Origin of the sequence: Pseudomonas sp. 2835, assembly GCF_050435905.1 — a bacterium.
Taxonomy (GTDB): Bacteria; Pseudomonadota; Gammaproteobacteria; order Pseudomonadales; family Pseudomonadaceae; genus Aquipseudomonas.
In genome coordinates, this window is record NZ_JBNDLE010000011.1 from 108674 (window position 1) to 125514 (window position 16841).

General features: G+C 63.0%; 15 protein-coding genes. 10 read left to right on the forward strand and 5 right to left on the reverse strand.

Annotated features, from left to right (window positions below):
• Nucleotides 1-48 precede the first annotated feature (48 nt).
• From ABIE20_RS17350 to ABIE20_RS17360, 3 genes are all read left to right on the forward strand, one after another.
• The gene (locus ABIE20_RS17350; RefSeq protein ID WP_429506179.1) at nucleotides 49-1398 is read left to right on the forward strand and encodes a M16 family metallopeptidase; all 1350 of its coding nucleotides are present in this window, start codon (nucleotides 49-51) and stop codon (nucleotides 1396-1398) included.
• 169 nt (nucleotides 1399-1567) lie between these two features.
• The gene (locus ABIE20_RS17355; RefSeq protein WP_429506181.1) at nucleotides 1568-2794 is read left to right on the forward strand and encodes a M16 family metallopeptidase; all 1227 of its coding nucleotides are present in this window, start codon (nucleotides 1568-1570) and stop codon (nucleotides 2792-2794) included.
• A gap of 66 nt (nucleotides 2795-2860) precedes the next feature.
• Nucleotides 2861-3862, forward strand: a complete 1002-nt coding sequence (locus ABIE20_RS17360) for a hydrolase (RefSeq protein WP_429506183.1) — start codon at nucleotides 2861-2863, stop codon at nucleotides 3860-3862.
• 50 nt (nucleotides 3863-3912) lie between these two features.
• Here the strand turns inward: ABIE20_RS17360 and ABIE20_RS17365 are convergent, their stop codons facing one another.
• Both ABIE20_RS17365 and ABIE20_RS17370 read right to left on the reverse strand, forming a co-directional pair.
• The gene (locus ABIE20_RS17365) at nucleotides 3913-4767 is read right to left on the reverse strand and encodes a sulfurtransferase (protein ID WP_429506184.1); all 855 of its coding nucleotides are present in this window, start codon (nucleotides 4765-4767) and stop codon (nucleotides 3913-3915) included.
• Between the two features lie 39 nt (nucleotides 4768-4806).
• Nucleotides 4807-5472 (reverse strand): TetR/AcrR family transcriptional regulator, encoded by a 666-nt coding sequence (locus tag ABIE20_RS17370; RefSeq protein WP_429506185.1) that lies wholly within the window; start codon nucleotides 5470-5472, stop codon nucleotides 4807-4809.
• A 150-nt stretch (nucleotides 5473-5622) separates the two neighbouring features.
• Here ABIE20_RS17370 and ABIE20_RS17375 point away from each other — a divergent pair, with 150 nt between their 5' ends.
• From ABIE20_RS17375 to ggt, 6 genes are all read left to right on the forward strand, one after another.
• Nucleotides 5623-7056, forward strand: coding sequence for a coniferyl aldehyde dehydrogenase (locus ABIE20_RS17375; RefSeq protein ID WP_429506186.1), 1434 nt, complete (start codon nucleotides 5623-5625; stop codon nucleotides 7054-7056).
• Nucleotides 7057-7080: 24 nt separating this feature from the next.
• Nucleotides 7081-7614 carry a twin-arginine translocation pathway signal protein gene (locus ABIE20_RS17380; RefSeq protein WP_429506187.1) on the forward strand — a complete coding sequence of 178 codons (534 nt, stop codon included), beginning with the start codon at nucleotides 7081-7083 and terminating at the stop codon, nucleotides 7612-7614.
• Between the two features lie 27 nt (nucleotides 7615-7641).
• The gene (locus ABIE20_RS17385) at nucleotides 7642-9240 is read left to right on the forward strand and encodes a GMC family oxidoreductase N-terminal domain-containing protein (protein WP_429506188.1); all 1599 of its coding nucleotides are present in this window, start codon (nucleotides 7642-7644) and stop codon (nucleotides 9238-9240) included.
• Nucleotides 9241-9352: 112 nt separating this feature from the next.
• A complete protein-coding gene (gene coaD / locus ABIE20_RS17390; protein ID WP_038997673.1) occupies nucleotides 9353-9832 on the forward strand; it encodes a pantetheine-phosphate adenylyltransferase in 480 nt (159 codons plus the stop codon).
• 108 nt (nucleotides 9833-9940) lie between these two features.
• Nucleotides 9941-10192 (forward strand): YfhL family 4Fe-4S dicluster ferredoxin, encoded by a 252-nt coding sequence (locus ABIE20_RS17395; RefSeq protein ID WP_038997674.1) that lies wholly within the window; start codon nucleotides 9941-9943, stop codon nucleotides 10190-10192.
• Nucleotides 10192-11880, forward strand: a complete 1689-nt coding sequence (gene ggt, locus ABIE20_RS17400) for a gamma-glutamyltransferase (protein WP_429506190.1) — start codon at nucleotides 10192-10194, stop codon at nucleotides 11878-11880. The genes ABIE20_RS17395 and ggt overlap by 1 nt, the downstream gene beginning before the upstream one ends.
• Nucleotides 11881-11886: 6 nt before the next feature.
• Here the strand turns inward: ggt and mutM are convergent, their stop codons facing one another.
• Nucleotides 11887-12699 carry a bifunctional DNA-formamidopyrimidine glycosylase/DNA-(apurinic or apyrimidinic site) lyase gene (mutM, locus tag ABIE20_RS17405; RefSeq protein WP_429506191.1) on the reverse strand — a complete coding sequence of 271 codons (813 nt, stop codon included), beginning with the start codon at nucleotides 12697-12699 and terminating at the stop codon, nucleotides 11887-11889.
• Nucleotides 12700-12702: 3 nt separating this feature from the next.
• Complete coding sequence (locus tag ABIE20_RS17410; protein ID WP_429506193.1) at nucleotides 12703-13569, reverse strand: HDOD domain-containing protein; 867 nt, start codon at nucleotides 13567-13569, stop codon at nucleotides 12703-12705.
• Between the two features lie 154 nt (nucleotides 13570-13723).
• Here ABIE20_RS17410 and ABIE20_RS17415 point away from each other — a divergent pair, with 154 nt between their 5' ends.
• Nucleotides 13724-14920 carry a class I SAM-dependent rRNA methyltransferase gene (locus ABIE20_RS17415; protein ID WP_130262400.1) on the forward strand — a complete coding sequence of 399 codons (1197 nt, stop codon included), beginning with the start codon at nucleotides 13724-13726 and terminating at the stop codon, nucleotides 14918-14920.
• 58 nt (nucleotides 14921-14978) lie between these two features.
• Here ABIE20_RS17415 and ABIE20_RS17420 read toward each other — a convergent pair whose 3' ends face one another.
• Nucleotides 14979-16652 (reverse strand): DUF4153 domain-containing protein, encoded by a 1674-nt coding sequence (locus ABIE20_RS17420; RefSeq protein ID WP_429506194.1) that lies wholly within the window; start codon nucleotides 16650-16652, stop codon nucleotides 14979-14981.
• Nucleotides 16653-16841: the final 189 nt, after the last annotated feature.

The window sequence follows — 16841 nt, forward strand, 5'->3', positions numbered from 1 at the left end:
GCGCTTGCCTGATCGTGCGCCTTGTTTTCAACCACAAGGATCACTGTCATGGATCGACGCACCTCCCTCTGGAGCGGCCTGCTCGGCCTGTTTCTGCTATCAGGCCTGGCCCTGGCCGAACCCTCCATTCGCCATGAGTTCACCCTCGACAACGGCCTGCACGTAGTCATCAGCGAAGACCGCCGGGCGCCCGTGGTCACCACACACATGCTGGTCAAGGTGGGGTCGAGTCACGAATACCCCGGGCAGTCCGGTTTGTCCCACGCCCTCGAACACCTGCTCTACCGAGGCAGCGCAAAGACTGCCGCGGATCAGTTCTCGCAGATCATCGAACGCATGGGGGGCCAGGACAACGCCTACACCCTCCGTGACTTCACCGTGCATCATCAGACGCTACCCAGTAATCGGCTGGCTGTAGCGCTGGAGCTCAATGCCGACCTGCTCAAAGGCGCAGTGCTGAGCGAACACGAGTTCGCGCGCGAAATCGAAGCGGTCAAGGCTGAGCGGCGAGAGAAAGTCGATAGCCATCCATTGCGAAGGCTCTTCGGGCAACTGCAGGCCATTGCCTACCCGCAAAGCAGCTATCACACCCCGGTGATCGGCTGGATGAGCGATCTGCAGCGCATGCACAATGATGAACTGCGCGCCTGGTATCGCACCTGGTACGCGCCCAACAATGCCACGCTGATCATCGTTGGCGATGTGCGGCGTGATGCGGTGAAACTCCAGGTTGAAAAGTATTTTGCCGGTTTCCCCCGCCAAGACCTGCCGTTCATTAAAAAGCCTCTTCAGACCGCTGCACCCGGACCCCGTCAGGTTACGGTCTACGAAGATTTCAGTACGCCAACCCTGGTCATGGCCTTCAACGTCCCGACCTATGCCAGTGCAGAGTCGGCAACCGACGTACATGCCTTGCGCCTGCTTTCGGCCCTGCTGGGCAAAGGCTTGAGCGCCCGCCTCAGCACCCGGCTGGAGCGCCAGCAAACACTGCTATCACGCCCTGAAGTCAGCTACGACCCGGTGGCCAGGGGCGATAACCTGTTCGAGATCCAGGCTTCAATCAACACCGTTCAGCCCAGGCCACTGGACGAACTGCAAGCGGCGATCTGGGCACAACTGCAGGCTCTGAAAAAGACGCCTCCCGAACCTGACGAACTTGCCCGGGCGCGAACACTGCTGCTGGCAGAAAACACCTTCGCCCGCGACACCCTCGACTATCAGGCCGGCGACTTGGCTGCCCTGCTCGGCAGTGGCTTGCCAGCCGCTCAACTGGACAATGATGCCGACGACCTGGCGCGAATAACGCCTGAACAAGTACTGCAGGCCGCCAACACCTACTTCACCCGCGAACGGCTCACGGTCGCTTATCTGCAGGCCAAGGAGGCCGATGATGAATAAGTTCACGCGAAACCTTTTACCTATCGTCCTGCTCCTAACATCTGTCATTGCATACGCCCAGAGCGCTGCATCTGAGCTGGAGTCCCTGAAATCCACCGCCCCCCTTACAAGCATCCCTCAATTGCCGATCGAATCGTGGCACACGCCTCAGGGCAGCCAGGTGTTGTTTGTGCAGAACAACCATTTGCCGATGTTTGACCTGCAAGTTGTATTCGCTGCCGGCAGCGCCCGCGATGATGGCGCAGCAGGCCTGGCACAACTCACCCTGGGCATGCTCGATGAGGGCGCAGGCCAGTACGATGCCCTGCAGATTGCCGAAGGTTTCGATGCGGTCGGCGCACAATTTCACAAGCAGGCCGGGCGAGACAGCCTGGCCGTAACTTTGCGCAGCCTCAGCAGCCAGAAGCACAGCAGCAAAGCTGTCGGCTTGCTGACAGATGTGCTCGGCAAACCACAACTTGCCGATGACAAGCTGCAAGAGATCAAGGACCAGCTCACCAGCCTGCTCATACAACGCCAGGAGTTCCAGGACTACAGGGCCACCGACCTGCTTTACCAGCATGCTTACGCCAATCACCCCTATGCGACGAACAGCACCGGCACCAGGCAGACAATTAAATCGCTGACCATTGCCGATATCCGCGCATTCCACCAGCAAGCGTTCGCTGCGGGCAATGCACTGATCACCCTGGTCGGTGACCTTTCGCTTGAGCAGGCTCAAGCCATTGCGCTTCAAGTATCGTCAGCACTGCCCGAGGGGCCGGCACTCTCACCTTTACCAGCGCCCGCTGCTTTCGAGCCGGAGATCTATCACCTTGAGCATTCGGGCAGCCAGGCGCTGTTGTTGTTTGCCATACCCGGCATCAGCGTGCACCATGCCGATGCGCCGGCGCTGACCCTGGCCAATCTGATACTGGGCGGCCCTGGCGCGACTTCGCGCCTGTTCGATGAACTGCGCAGCCAACGTGGTTTGACCTATGGCGCCAGATCAAAGCTGATCCAGCACCCTGCCAGCGGCCTGTGGACCTTTACCACTGAGGTCGAGGCCAGGTACCGCGATGCCAGCATGGCGTTGTTCGAGCAATTGCTTGCAGACTACGCGGCACAGGGCCCGACCGCGCAGGAGGTCGAAGACGCGAAGCACAAGCTGCACGGCAGCTACCTGTTGGGTTCAGTGAGCAACCAGCAGATCAGCGATATCCTGATCCACACCGGGGTCAACCAGTTGCCGCTGGACAGCCGCCAGGCGTTTCTCGACAAGGTACAGGCGCTGACTCTGGATCAGCTGAAAGTCGCGTTGAAAAAACACCTGAAGCTCGACAAGCTGGTGCAAATCAGTGTCGGCCCGACGGTCGACCAGGACCTCTTGCCAGAGACCGGGCCTGCGACTGGCTGACCGGTGCGGGCAACTGCCAGTAACCGGACATACACTTGTCTGAAACATATCTGCGAGTACGCCACGATGTTTGCCTCAACCCCCAGCCCCTTCAAACCCGCCCTGGGGCTGGGCAATCCGCACATGCAGACGCTCTGGGGGCCGCTATGGCGCAAGTCAGCGGCCCTGAGCCGCCAGCGCGAACGTCTGTGGCTGGCTGATGGCGATTTCCTCGACCTCGACTGGCACGGCCCCCATGAAGCGACAACCCCGGTGGTGCTGGTACTGCACGGGCTCACCGGCTCGTCCAGCTCGCCGTACGTCATCGGCATGCAACAGGCCCTGGCCGACCGTGGATGGGCCAGCGTGGCGCTGAACTGGCGCGGCTGCTCGGGCGAACCCAACCTGCTGCCACGCAGCTACCATTCCGGTGCCAGCGAAGACCTGGCCGAAGCCATTGATCACCTGCGCGCCCAGCGCCCGCAAGCGCCGCTATATGCCGTAGGTTATTCGCTGGGTGGCAATGTGCTGCTCAAGCACCTGGGCGAAGCCGGCTCGGCCAGCCAGTTGCAGGCGGCAGTGGCGGTGTCGGTGCCGTTTCGCCTGGACCAGTGCGCCGATCGCATCGGCCTGGGCTTTTCCCGGGTGTACCAGGCGCATTTCATGCGCGCCATGCTCGCGTATGTGAAGGACAAGCAGCGCCACTTCCAGCATCACGGCCACCACGAAGGGCTGGCCGCGCTGGAGCGCCTGGGTCCGCTGGAAAATCTGCGTACTTTCTGGGATTTCGACGGCCGGGTGACCGCACCGCTCAATGGCTTTCGCGATGCCAAGGATTACTACCAGCGCGCTTCCAGCCGGTATTTTCTGGGTGAGAACCGCACGCCGACGCTGATCATCCACTCCAGCGATGATCCGTTCGTGTTTGCCCATAGCTTGCCAGCGGCCAATGAACTGGCAGCGCAGACCACCTTTGAGCTGCATGCGCGGGGCGGGCATGTAGGGTTTGTCGATGGCAGCGTGCGCAATCCGGGGTATTACCTGGAGCGACGGATTCCGCAGTGGCTGGCGATAAACAGAGCTGACTGAAAAAGCAACGCCGGCAAGGCCGGCTCCCACAGGGGGAGCAACTGTCTTGATCAGTCGCCGGTGGCCACCGGCCGTTGGGAGTCGGTAATCCACTCACTCCACGAGCCCGCATACAGCTTGCCCAGCGGATACCCCGCCAGCGCCAGGGCAAACAGGTTGTGGCAAGCCGTCACCCCCGAGCCGCAGTAAGCGACCAGTTGCTCTGGCGCACGCTTATCCAGCTTCTGGGCAAAGCGCTGCTTGAGCTGCTCAGCCGGCAGAAACCGCCCGTCGGCGCCCAGATTGTCGGTAAAGGCCGCGCACTGCGCACCGGGAATATGCCCGGCCACCGGATCGATTGGCTCGACCTCGCCGCGAAAACGCGGCAGCCCACGGGCATCAATCAACGTAAGTTCCGGCTGGCCCAGGCGCTCGGCCAACTGCGTGGCATCCAGTACCAGGCTATCGTCTGGCTCGCCGCTGAAGTTACCTTCGCGCTTGACCGGCGGGTCGAGGCTCAGCGGCAGCCCGGCCGCGTGCCAGGCTTTAAGACCGCCATCGAGGATGGATACACCACTGCGCTTGCCCAGCCAGGCCAGCAGCCACCAGGCCCGGGCCGCGAAGGCGCCCGGGCCGTCGTCGTACACAACGATCTCACTGTCGTTGTCGATGCCCCAGGCGCGCAGCCGCTCGACCAGTTGTGCGGGGTTCGGTAGTGGGTGGCGGCCGGTCAGGCCCTTGACGATCGGCCCGCTGAGGTCGCGCTCAAGGTCAGCAAAATGCGCCCCGGCAATATGCCCCTCGGCGTAGCTGCGTTGACCATAATCGATGTCTTCCAGGGCAAAACGGCAATCGAGAATCACCAGCGCCGGCGCCTCCAGGCGTTCGGCCAATTGCTGGGCGGTGATCAGTTGCGCGAGGGGCATGACAGTCTCCTGAACGATTGAACGGATAAGGCCCGGGCGTTATTGCTCCAGCGCCTGGTTAAGCGAAACGTAGAATTCCTGGCACAAGGCGTCCACGGCGGGGCGCGCCTTGGCGGTGACGAAGCCAAGCTCCAGCACCAATACCTGATAGACACCGCGCTTGAAGGCTTCTTCACTCAAGTGCGCAGAATTTTCGCGAGTGGTGCAGAGAAAACGCACCCAGGATGTGAGGATGATCCAGGCATTGAGGGTCAGCGACTCGATCTGCACGCTGTCCATCTCGACGATACCGGCCTCGACGAAGCCGCGGTAAATCGCCTGGCCCTGCAGCAGGCAGCGCTGGGAGAAGCGTCGATAGCGGGCGGCCAGTTCCTTGTCGCTGTCGAGCAGGTGTTCCAGGTCGCGGTGCAAAAAGCGGTAGTTCCACATCGCCGCCAGCAGCGCCTTGAGGTAAAAGCGTTTGTCTTCAACGGTGGCAACGCGCCCCTGGGACGGGCGCAAAAAGCTCTCAACCAGCTCTTCATACTGGGTGAAGAGCACGGCGATGATTTCCTGCTTGTTGGCGAAGTGGTAGTACAGGTTGCCGGGCGAAATCTCCATGTGCGCGGCAATGTGGTTGGTGCTGACACTGCGCTCGCCCTGCTGGTTGAACAGCTCCAGGCTGTTCTGCACGATGCGCTCGCGGGTCTTGATACGCGGGGCCATGATCAATTCCAGGCGTTGAGCTTGAATGAATAGGTCCATCTTACGGTGTATCCACACCGGTATGTACCCGCAGGCGCTGTGAAAAACAGTCGCACCGGACACATATTAGAGTATATGCTCTAGAAAACCTGCCTTGCCGTGGAGTTTCGCATGCTTGCCGACGCTACCCGCTCCCTGCCGCCCACCGAATTCGCCGCCCTTGACGCAGTGTTCGCCACCCAGCGCCAGGCCTTTGCCGGTAACCCCCTGCCCTCTGCGCCGCAGCGCCGGCAATGGCTGAAGTGCCTGCGCGAAGCCCTGCTGGAGCATCAGGACGCGTTGATCGCAGCGATCAGCGAAGACTTCTCTGGCCGTAGCGCCGACGAAACCCTGCTGGCCGAACTGATGCCGAGCATTCAGGGCCTGCGCCATGGCGAAAAGCACCTCAAGCAGTGGATGAAAGCCTCCAGGCGCAAGGTAGGCCTGGCCTTCCAGCCGGCCAGCGCCGAGGTCCAGTACCAACCGCTGGGAGTGGTCGGCATCATCGTGCCGTGGAACTACCCGCTGTTTCTCACCATCGGCCCGCTGACCTGCGCCCTGGCCGCCGGCAACCGGGTGATGCTCAAGCTCAGCGAAGCGACCCCGGCGACCGGCCTGCTGCTCCAGCAATTACTCGACAGCATCTTCCCCGAAGACCTGGTCAGCGTGGTGCTGGGTGAGGCCGACGTGGCCCAGACCTTCTCGCGCCTGCCGTTCGATCACCTGCTGTTTACCGGGGCCACCAGCGTCGGCCGCCAGGTGATGCTCGCCGCCGCGCAAAACCTCACGCCGGTAACCCTGGAACTAGGCGGAAAATCGCCGGCCATCGTCTCGTCGAGCGTACCGCTGGCCGACGCCGCCGAACGCATCGCCTTCGGCAAGACCCTCAATGCTGGCCAGACCTGCGTGGCTCCCGACTACGTGCTGGTGCCACGTGAGCGCCTGGCTGACTTCGCCACTGCCTACCGCGACGTCGTCCGGCGCTTCTACCCGACCCTGGCCGACAACCCGGACTACAGCGCGATCATCAACCCGCGCCACCTGGCCCGCCTGGAAAGCTACCTTGAGGATGCCCGCAGCAAGGGCGGCGAGATCATTGACCTTTATCCACAAGAGCCGCGCCAGGGCCGGCGCCTACCACCGCACCTGCTGCTCGGGGTCAGCGACGACATGCGCGTGATGCAGGACGAAATTTTCGGCCCGCTGCTGCCGCTGGTGCCCTACGACAGCCTTGACCAGGCGCTGGCCTACATCAATCAGCGCCCGCGCCCACTGGCGCTGTATTACTTCGGCTACGAGCATAACGAGCAGCAACGGGTACTGGAACAGACCCACTCCGGTGGCGTGTGCCTTAACGACACCCTGTTGCACGTCGCCCAGGACGACCTGCCGTTTGGCGGCATCGGCCCCTCGGGCATGGGCCATTACCACGGCCATGAAGGTTTCCTGACCTTCAGCAAGGCCAGGGCGGTGTTCGCCAAGCAGCGTTTCAATGCCGCGCGGCTGATCTACCCGCCCTACGGCAAAGCGCTGCTCAAGCTGGTGTACAAACTGTTCATTCGCTGAAAAACCTCCCCGGGCCTGATAACAATGACCACAAGCCTGCCTGTAAACCCCGTGCTGAGCCGGCGCGGGCTACTCAAGTTCAGCCTCGGCGCCAGCGCCTTCCTCGCCACCGCCGGGCTGGGTGCCAGCCTCGGCGGCTGCTCGGCGCAAACACCGGCCAGCGGCTTCATTACCCTGCGCGAAAACGACCTGCCGATCCTGCACGCGCTGATTCCGGTAGTCCTGGCCGGCACCCAGGCGGCGGACAACCGCGATGCCTTGCTGCGCGGGCTGGACAACAAACTCGCCGCGCTGTCGCCGGCCATGCTCAAGCTGACCCGGCAACTGTTCGACGTGCTCGCCATGGCGGTTACCCGCGGACCGTTGACCGGCATCTGGGGCAGCTGGGACAACACCAGCAGCGTGCAGATCGAAGCCTTTCTGCAGCGCTGGCAGGACAGCTCGCTGAACTTGCTGCGCATGGGCCATGCCTCGCTGCTGCAACTGCTGCACATGGCCTGGTACGAACTGCCTGAATCCTGGGCCCATTGCGGTTACCCCGGGCCGCCCAAGGTCTGATCCATCGATAACCACAAGAGGCTGAAGATGCCCGTACCCGACCTGTTTCGCGACGGCCTTGGCCGTGGCTGGAAAACCCGTGACGCCTCGCGCCTGGACCAGGACCTGAGCCTTGAGACCGACATCGCCATCATCGGCAGCGGTGCCGGCGGCGCCACCAGTGCCGAACTGCTCAGCGCTGCAGGCTTCAAGGTACTGCTGATCGAAGAAGGCCCGCTGAAAACCAGCAGCGACTTTCACATGCTTGAAGACCAGGCCTACGCCAGCCTTTACCAGGAAGGCATCGGCCGCATGAGCAAGGACGGCGCCATCACCATCCTGCAAGGCCGCGCGGTCGGCGGCACCACCCTGATCAACTGGACCTCCAGCTTTCGCACACCGGAGCCAACGCTGGAGCACTGGGCCCGCGAACACGGGGTTAAAGGCCTGAGCAGCGCCGAATTGGCGCCATGGTTCGCACGCATGGAGCAGCGCCTGGGTATCGAGCCGTGGATCATGCCGCCCAACGCCAACAACGAAGCACTGCGCCGCGGCTGCGAGGCGCTGGGCTACAACTGGAAGGTGATCCCGCGCAACGTGCGCGGCTGCTGGAACCTGGGCTATTGCGGCATGGGTTGCCCGGTCAACGCCAAGCAGTCGATGCTGGTCACCAGCATTCCGGCAACCCTCGAGCACGGCGGCGAGCTGCTGTACCTGGCCCGCGCCGAGCGCCTGGAACACAACGGCGAACAGATCAGCGGCCTGCAGTGCGTGGCCATGGACGCGCGCTGCGTCGAGCCCACCGGCCGGCAGATCCGGGTCAAGGCCCGGCATTACATCCTTGCCGGCGGCGGTATCAACAGCCCCGGCCTGCTGCTGCGCTCGGACGCTCCGGACCCCCATGAGCGCCTGGGCAAGCGCACCTTCCTGCACCTGGTCAACTTCAGCGCCGGGCTGTTCAAGGACAAGGTCAATCCGTTCTACGGCGCGCCGCAGTCGATCTACTCCGACCATTTCCAATGGCGCGACGGCGTCAGCGGTCCGATGGGCTACAAGCTCGAGGTACCGCCCCTGCACCCGGCGCTGGCCAGCACCTTGCTGGGCAGCTTCGGCAAGGACAACGCCCTGCGCATGGAGCAACTGCCGCATACCCACGTGATGCTCGCCCTGCTGCGCGACGGCTTTCACCCGGACAGCGTCGGCGGCGAGGTGCAGTTGCGTGGCGATGGCTCGCCGGTGCTCGACTACCCCGTGTCGCCCTATGCCTGGGACGGCGTGCGTCGGGCCTTCCAGAGCATGGCCGAGATCCAGTTCGCCGCCGGCGCCGACAGCGTGATGCCGGTGCATAGCGATGCCGGCCATATGAAAACCCTGGCCGAAGCCCGGCAGATGATCGACGGCCTGAACCTCGAGCTGTTTCGTACCCGGCTGGGCAGCGCCCACGTCATGGGCGGCTGCGCCATGGGCGAAGACCCGCGCCAGGCCGTATGCGACAGCCTGGGCCGGCATCATCAGCTGGAAAACCTGTCGATCCACGACGGCTCGCTGTTCCCCACCAGCATCGGCGCCAACCCGCAACTGTCGGTGTATGGCTTGAGTGCCCGGCTCAGCGACGCCCTGGCTGCACGCCTGGTTGTTGGCAGATGACAACAAATGGCCGCACTGTCTATAGTGCCTTCAGCGTGGTCGGGCGACTTGGCCGACCGCCACTGCTGCGATACCATCCGACTCCCCAACGCACTCCTGCCAGGACGACGCGATGAACCGAGTGTTGTACCCAGGTACTTTCGACCCTATTACCAAGGGCCATGGCGATCTGGTCGAGCGTGCCTCGCGGCTGTTCGACCAGGTGATCATTGCGGTCGCCGCCAGCCCGAAGAAAAACCCACTGTTCCCGCTGGAGCAACGGGTGGAACTGGCTCGCGAGGTCACCAAGCACCTGCCCAATGTCGAAGTCATCGGCTTCTCCACTTTGCTGGCGCATTTCGCCAAGGAACAGCAGGCCAATGTGTTCCTGCGCGGCCTGCGGGCTGTTTCGGACTTCGAGTACGAGTTCCAGCTGGCGAACATGAACCGCCAACTGGCGCCCGACGTCGAGAGCCTGTTCCTTACGCCTTCAGAGCGCTATTCGTTCATTTCCTCGACCCTGGTCCGGGAAATCGCGGCGCTGGGCGGTGACATCACCAAATTCGTCCACCCGGTGGTGGCCGAGGCCCTGACCGAACGCTTCAAGAAGTGACATCGGCGATTTGACCATGGCGCCCGCGTGCACTGCGGGCGCTAATGCGGCACAATTATGCCCATTGGTTTTCAAATGCCCGGGTTCTGAGCCCTGGCCGGAGTCCCCATGTCCCTGATCATCACCGACGATTGCATCAACTGCGACGTCTGCGAACCCGAGTGCCCGAACGCTGCGATCTCTCAAGGCGAAGAGATCTACGTGATCGACCCCAACCTGTGCACCCAGTGCGTCGGCCACTACGACGAGCCGCAATGCCAGCAAGTCTGCCCGGTCGACTGCATCCCGCTGGATGAAGCGCATCCGGAGACCGAAGCGCAGCTGATGGAAAAATACCGCCGAATTACCGGCAAGGCCTGATGCCGTTCGTCGCCCGGCTTGCTCCGCTGGTCCTTGGCGCCGCCCTGGCGCTGGGGATGGCCAGTGCCCAGGCACAAGGCCCAGGCCGCGCGGCGATTGCCACGCCGCATAGCGATGCGACTGCCGCCGCCCGCGAAATTCTCGAGCAGGGCGGTAACGCCTTCGACGCCGCCATTGCCGTCAGCGCCGCCCTGGCAGTGGTCGAACCTTATGGTTCAGGCCTGGGCGGCGGTGGCTTCTTCCTGCTGCGCGAGGGCCACACGCCTGCCCGCTACGCCTTTATCGATGCCCGCGAGCGCGCACCGGGCAAGGCCAGCGAAGCCATGTACCTCAAGGACGGCAAGGTCCAGCCGGGCTTGTCGATCAATGGCCCGCTGGCCGCGGCGATTCCCGGCTTGCCGGCAGCCCTCGCCGATCTCGCCGCCCATTACGGCAAACTGCCACTGAAAAGCACCCTGGCCCCGGCCATACGCCTGGCCAACCAGGGTTTCGCTGTCGACCGCATCTACCGCGACCGCGCGCAAATGCGCTTGAGCGCACTGCGCGACAATCCAGAAAGCGCCCGTCTGTTCCTGATCAACGGTGAAGTGCCGGCCCTGGGCGCTAAAATCCGCCAACCGCAACTGGCCATAACCCTTGAACGCATCGCCAGCCAGGGCCGCGACGGTTTCTATGCCGGCCCGACCGCCCAGGCCATGGTGCAGGGGGTACAGGCCGCAGGCGGGATCTGGAGCCTGGATGACCTGGCCAACTACCGCACCGCCAAACGCGAGCCGCTGCGCTACCAGCTGGCCAATCAACGCGAACTGATCAGCGCCCCGCCGCCGTCAGCCGGTGGCGTGGCCCTGGCCCAGAGCCTGGCGATGCTGCAGCGCCTGCCTTGGCAGAGCGCCGAGCCTGTACAGCGCAGCCATTACGTACTGGAAGTATTGCGCCGGGCCTACCGTGACCGCGGCCTGCTCGGCGATCCGGACTACGTCAGCAATCCGATACCACAGCTGCTCGCGCGCAATTACCTGACGTCGCTGGCCGATAGCATCGACGTGCACCAGGCAACGCCCAGCAGCAGCCTGCCGCCCGCCCCGGCCTGGCGCGAGGGGGATCACACCACCCACTTTGCAGTGATCGACGCCGACGGCAATGCCGTGGCCGCGACGCTGTCGGTCAACCTACCGTTCGGCGCCGCGTTTACTGCCCCGGGCACCGGCGTGGTGCTGAACAACGAAATGGACGACTTTGCCGCCGACCCGCATGGCAGCAACAGTTACGGCCTGGCCGGCAGCCAGGCCAATGCCGTGGCCGCCGGCAAACGGCCACTGTCGAGCATGAGCCCGAGCTTTATCGAGAGCCCGACCCAGTTCGCCGCCTTCGGCACGCCGGGCGGCAGCCGCATTCCGAGCATGGTGCTGCTGTCGATGATGGGCTTTCTTGAGGGCAGGCCGGTGGCCGAATGGCCGGCGGTGCCGCGCTATCACCACCAGTACCTGCCCGATGTGGTCGAGCACGAACCGGGGGCTTTCAACGCCGGGCAGCAACGCGAACTGCAGGCGCGCGGCTACCAGCTCAAGGACCTGGGCCGCAGCTATGGCAATCAACAGGTGCTGTACTGGGACAAGGCCGGGCAAACCCTCGAAGCCGCCAGCGACCCCCGCGGCGTGGGCGCCGCACAGGTGCTCAGCCCACGTTGAGCCGTTTCACTTCTGGCAGCGCGGGCAGTAGACGCTGGCGCGCTGGCCAAGTTTGACCTCACGCAGGATGCTGCCGCAGATCTTGCACGGTTCTTCCCCGCGCCCGTAGACGAACAATTCCTGCTGAAAGTAACCCGGCTGGCCGTCGCCGCCGATAAAGTCGCGCAAAGTGGTGCCGCCACGCTCGATGGCGCAGGCGAGGATGCGTTTGATCTCGATCGCAAGTTTCAGGTAACGCGCCCGGGAAATGCTCCCGGCTTCACGGCGCGGGTCGATACCGGCAGCAAACAACGCTTCGGTCGCATAGATATTGCCAACCCCGACCACTACCGCGTTGTCCATGATGAACGGCTTGACCGCCATCGACCTGCCCCGCGACAGCTGGAACAGCCGTTCGCCGTCGAACAGATCGGTCAAAGGCTCGGGGCCGAGCTTGATCAGCAACTCATGATTGAGTGGATCAAGGCTCCAGAGCATCGCACCGAAGCGCCGTGGGTCGGTGTAGCGCAGGGCCAGGCCGGATTCCAGTTCGATATCCACATGCTCATGCTTGGCCGCCGGTAGACCGATCTCGACCAGACGCAGATTACCGGACATACCCAAGTGGCTGATCAGGGTGCCGACTTCGGCATTGAGCAGCAGGTACTTGGCCCGCCGCTCGACCTTGACGAAACGCTGCCCGGAAAGGCGAATATCGAGGTCCTCGGGGATCGGCCAGCGCAGGCGCCGGTCACGCACGATCACCCGGCTGACCCGCTGGCCTTCCAGGTAAGGCGCGATACCGCGCCGGGTGGTTTCGACTTCTGGCAATTCCGGCATGGATCAATGACCGCCCATTTCACGAATGGTCTGTTTGAGGTTCTCGAAGTCATACTCGGACAGGCCGACATAATCGAGCACCAGGTGCCCGACGGTATTCCATTCGTGGTCGATGCTCTGGTTGCCCAGCACCCGGTACGAAGCGCAGATGTGCTCGGCCATTTTCAGAATCGCCAGCAGGTTTTTCAGCTGGCTGTTGCGTGCCGAGTCATCGCTGAACACCGCCAGGGCGTTGTGATGGTTGGCGATGGCGTTGCTCAGGTGCTCGGGCAGGCGCCACGACTTGGCGGTGTAGTAACCGACCACCGCGTGGTTGGTGTTGAACACCTGGTTCTCGGTGTCGACCACCCGTTGTTCGGCACCAGCGCTGGCGTAGGCATCCTCGAGCACGCTCATGTACTCGGGGAAGCGCTTGAGCATCAATGGCACGCCGCAATCATGGAACAGGCCCAGGGCATAGGCTTCGTCCACCGCCTGCGAGCCGATGCGCTTGGCCAGGGTCAGGCAGGTCATGGCCACGTCCTGGGCGGTGTCCCAGAAACGGTTGAGGGTGACGATAGTGTCGTCGCTCATCTCGCCCTTGATCGACTGGGCGTTGATCAGGTTGATGATCGAGCGGCTGCCAAGCAGGTTCACCGCACGCTGGATCGAGGCAATCTTGTTGGTCAGGCCGTAGTACGGCGAGTTGACCAGCTTGAGCAACGCGCCGGACAGGCCCGGGTCCTGGGAGATCAGCTTGGCGATCACCTCCAGGTCGGGGTCGGGCATGTATTGCTCGAACTGCAGGTCAACCATGATCTGCGGCTGCGGCGGTACGCTGATGCCTTGCAGGGCATGCTGGATCTGTTCGGCGGAGAGTTCCTGGGACATAAGTACACACTCGGGGCTGAGCGGCGATTCTAACCTGATCGTACTGGCCAGGGGTGAAGCTAAAGGCCATCGCTCTGTTGCAATTTGTCGCTATTCCCCGTCGAGGAACCAGGCATCGGGTTATAATCCCGCTCTTTTTTCCCGGAGCGACGTCATGTCCCTGCCCAGCCTTCGTCTCAAAGCCAATGCCGACCGCCGCCTGCGCGCCGGCCACCTGTGGGTCTACAGCAACGAAATCGACGTCGCCGCGACCCCGCTGCATGGCTTCAAGGCCGGAGACCAGGCGATCCTCGAGACCGCCGGCGGCAAGGCCCTGGGCGTCGTCGCCATGAGCCCGAACAACCTGATCTGCGCCCGCCTGCTGTCGCGTGACGCCAAGCTGGCCCTGGACAAGTCGCTGCTGGTGCACCGCATCAACGTTGCCCTGTCGCTGCGCGAGCGCCTGTTCGACAAGCCGTTCTACCGCCTGGTGTACGGCGATTCCGACCTGCTGCCGGGCCTGGTGGTCGATCGTTTCGGCGATATCCTGGTGGTCCAGCTCGCTTCGGCGACCATGGAACAGCACAAGGATGACGTGATCGCCGCGCTGGTTCAGGTGCTCAAGCCCACCGGCATCCTGTTCAAGAACGACTCCGCCGCGCGCGATGCCGAAGGCCTGGGCCGTTATGTCGAAACCGTGTTCGGCCTGGTACCGGAGTGGGTGGCCCTGGAAGAGAACGGCGTGAAGTTCGAAGCGCCGGTCATGGAAGGCCAGAAGACCGGCTGGTTCTACGACCACCGCATGAACCGCGCGCGCCTGGCGCCGTACGTCAAGGGCAAGCGCGTGCTCGACCTGTTCAGCTACATCGGCGGCTGGGGCGTGCAGGCCGGTGCCTTTGGTGCCAGCGAAGTGTTCTGCGTCGATGCCTCGGGCTTTGCCCTGGACGGCGTCGAGCGTAACGCCGGGCTCAACGGCATTGCCGAGAAGCTGACCTGCATCGAAGGCGACGTGTTCGAAGCGCTAAAAGAGCTCAAGGCCTCCGAAGAGCGTTTCGACGTGATCGTGGCCGACCCGCCCGCCTTCATCAAGCGCAAGAAAGACCTGAAAAACGGCGAAGGCGCCTACCGCCGCCTGAACGAACAGGCCATGCGCCTGCTGACCAAGGACGGCATCCTGGTCAGTGCATCCTGCTCGATGCACCTGCCGGAAGACGACCTGCAGAACATCCTGCTGACCAGCGCCCGCCACCTGGACCGCAATATCCAGTTGCTCGAACGCGGCGGCCAGGGCCCGGATCACCCGGTCCACCCGGCGATCCCGGAAACCCGCTACATCAAGAGCATCACCTGCCGCCTGCTGCCGAACAGCTAAGGCGTGATGCAATAAAAAATCCCGGCCTGGTGCCGGGATTTTTTTCGCCTGCAATACGCTAGCGGTTGGGCTGCCAGGTCAGGTCGACACCATCAATGGTCAGCGTCTTGTAGCGCGGCATCACCGGTTTCATCTGCCCATGGCGGATCAGCTGAACCAGGCGCTCGGTGTTATCGCGAATACTGTGCAGGCTACCGACTTCGCGCCACTCACCCTTGCCCTCGCGGGCAAACAGGAAAACGCTGGATGCGTAGGTGTGCCGCGGGATCATCAACACTTCGTTGCGCCCGTCGCCATCCATGTCCACGCCCCACAGATAGCAGCCCCTGCCGGTGCATTGAGTCTCGGCCATGACCATCTTGGCGAACGCCTCGCTGCCAGGCTGCTCGGGGCCCAACCATTCCAGTTTCGGCCCGCGAGTGTCTTCGCCATACCGCGAGTGGGATTCCTCCATGATCCACTGCAGCCTCTTGCGGCCTTCAGCGTCGAACAGCTCGTCAGTCTTGAGCCGCTCTTCCAACGCCATGAACGCCTCACGTCCCGGCTTGCCCAGGCTGTGATACAAGGTTCTGGCATCGAATTCCTGGATCGCGGTACGCCCGCTAAGCAGGCGCTCGACCTGGTTGTTGGCACTGAGCTGCAAAGGGTTCAGCAGCGGCGTATAGAACAGCACCACCAGCACCGCGCTGAGCAGAGCAATCCACGGGTTACTGACCCGCAGGCTATTGAGCCAGCCCTTGCCCGAGGCAAGCACCGCCCACAGCGCAGCAAGGCTGTGCACCTGCATCACGCCGATCAGCAACAGGGCGAGGATACGCTCAGGCGTCAGGCCGTACTGATTCACCCGCAACCAGCTTGAATAGCCCGCCAGCGCCACCAGCACCGGCAAGCACAGCAAGCAGGCCTCGACCAGGCGCTTGAGCACGCCCGGATAGGGATTGGCCTGATGGCCATCCTGAAACACGCCGTTGACCAAAAACAGGTTGATGGCCACCAGCAACAACAGGATGGTGGTCGAGTAGCCGGTATTCCAGATCGGCTGCAACCCGGTAAACGGCAGCATCAAGCTGAACAGTAAGGCGATCAGCGCGCTCAATGGCAGCAACACACGGCACAGGGTCAGCAGCACGCCGCGCAACAGGCCGATGACTTTTTCGTTCTCCAGGCCCATGCGCATCCCCAGGGAGAACACTACCGCCAGGCCGATGCGCACTACCGGCGCCGAAGTCAGCACGTCTTCGACCTGGGGGATGCCAAGCATCAGGAACAAGCGCCCGCACAACCACAGCAGCAGCCAGAACAACAGAGTGAACAGCAGCGCCAGGAGGACGATGAAGATGTTGTTCCAGGCATGCCGGAACAGGTCTTCATAACGCGGTCGCAGCCCTTCGCGGGTCGGCCAGCTGAGGATGAAGGCGGTGCCGATGTAGGTCACCACAACTGCGGCCAGCCATGAGCTCTGCCAGACCCAGCCCAGGGTGTCCTGGCTGAAGGTCCAGCTGCTGATAAAGCCGATCAGCAGCGTCAGGCCCAGGACCAGCCAACCGGTACCGCGTTGCAACACCGCACTGCCGAGCAGTTGCAGGTTGACCCCGGCCACCAGCACGGCGGCGCATAAGCCGAATGGCAGCCCGGCGATATCAATCTGGATGTGCCTGGCGAAGAGGAACACCAGGCCTTGCAGCAGGCCAATGGCCAGGTAAAACAGTAAAGATCGATTTATCGCAGGCATTGCAAATCCTTTTGGCCAGTGGGGTGCGAGGCGCGCAAGTCTACCTAAAGCCTGGCAGCCGACGCCAAGGCCTTTACCTTGCGGCCTGCGCCAACGGCCAATTATCACAACGCCATTCCCTCAAGGCCGCAGCGGTGTAGAATCGGGCTATTCATCGCCAGTCATCCCCGGCGGGTTTATGAGCTCTGG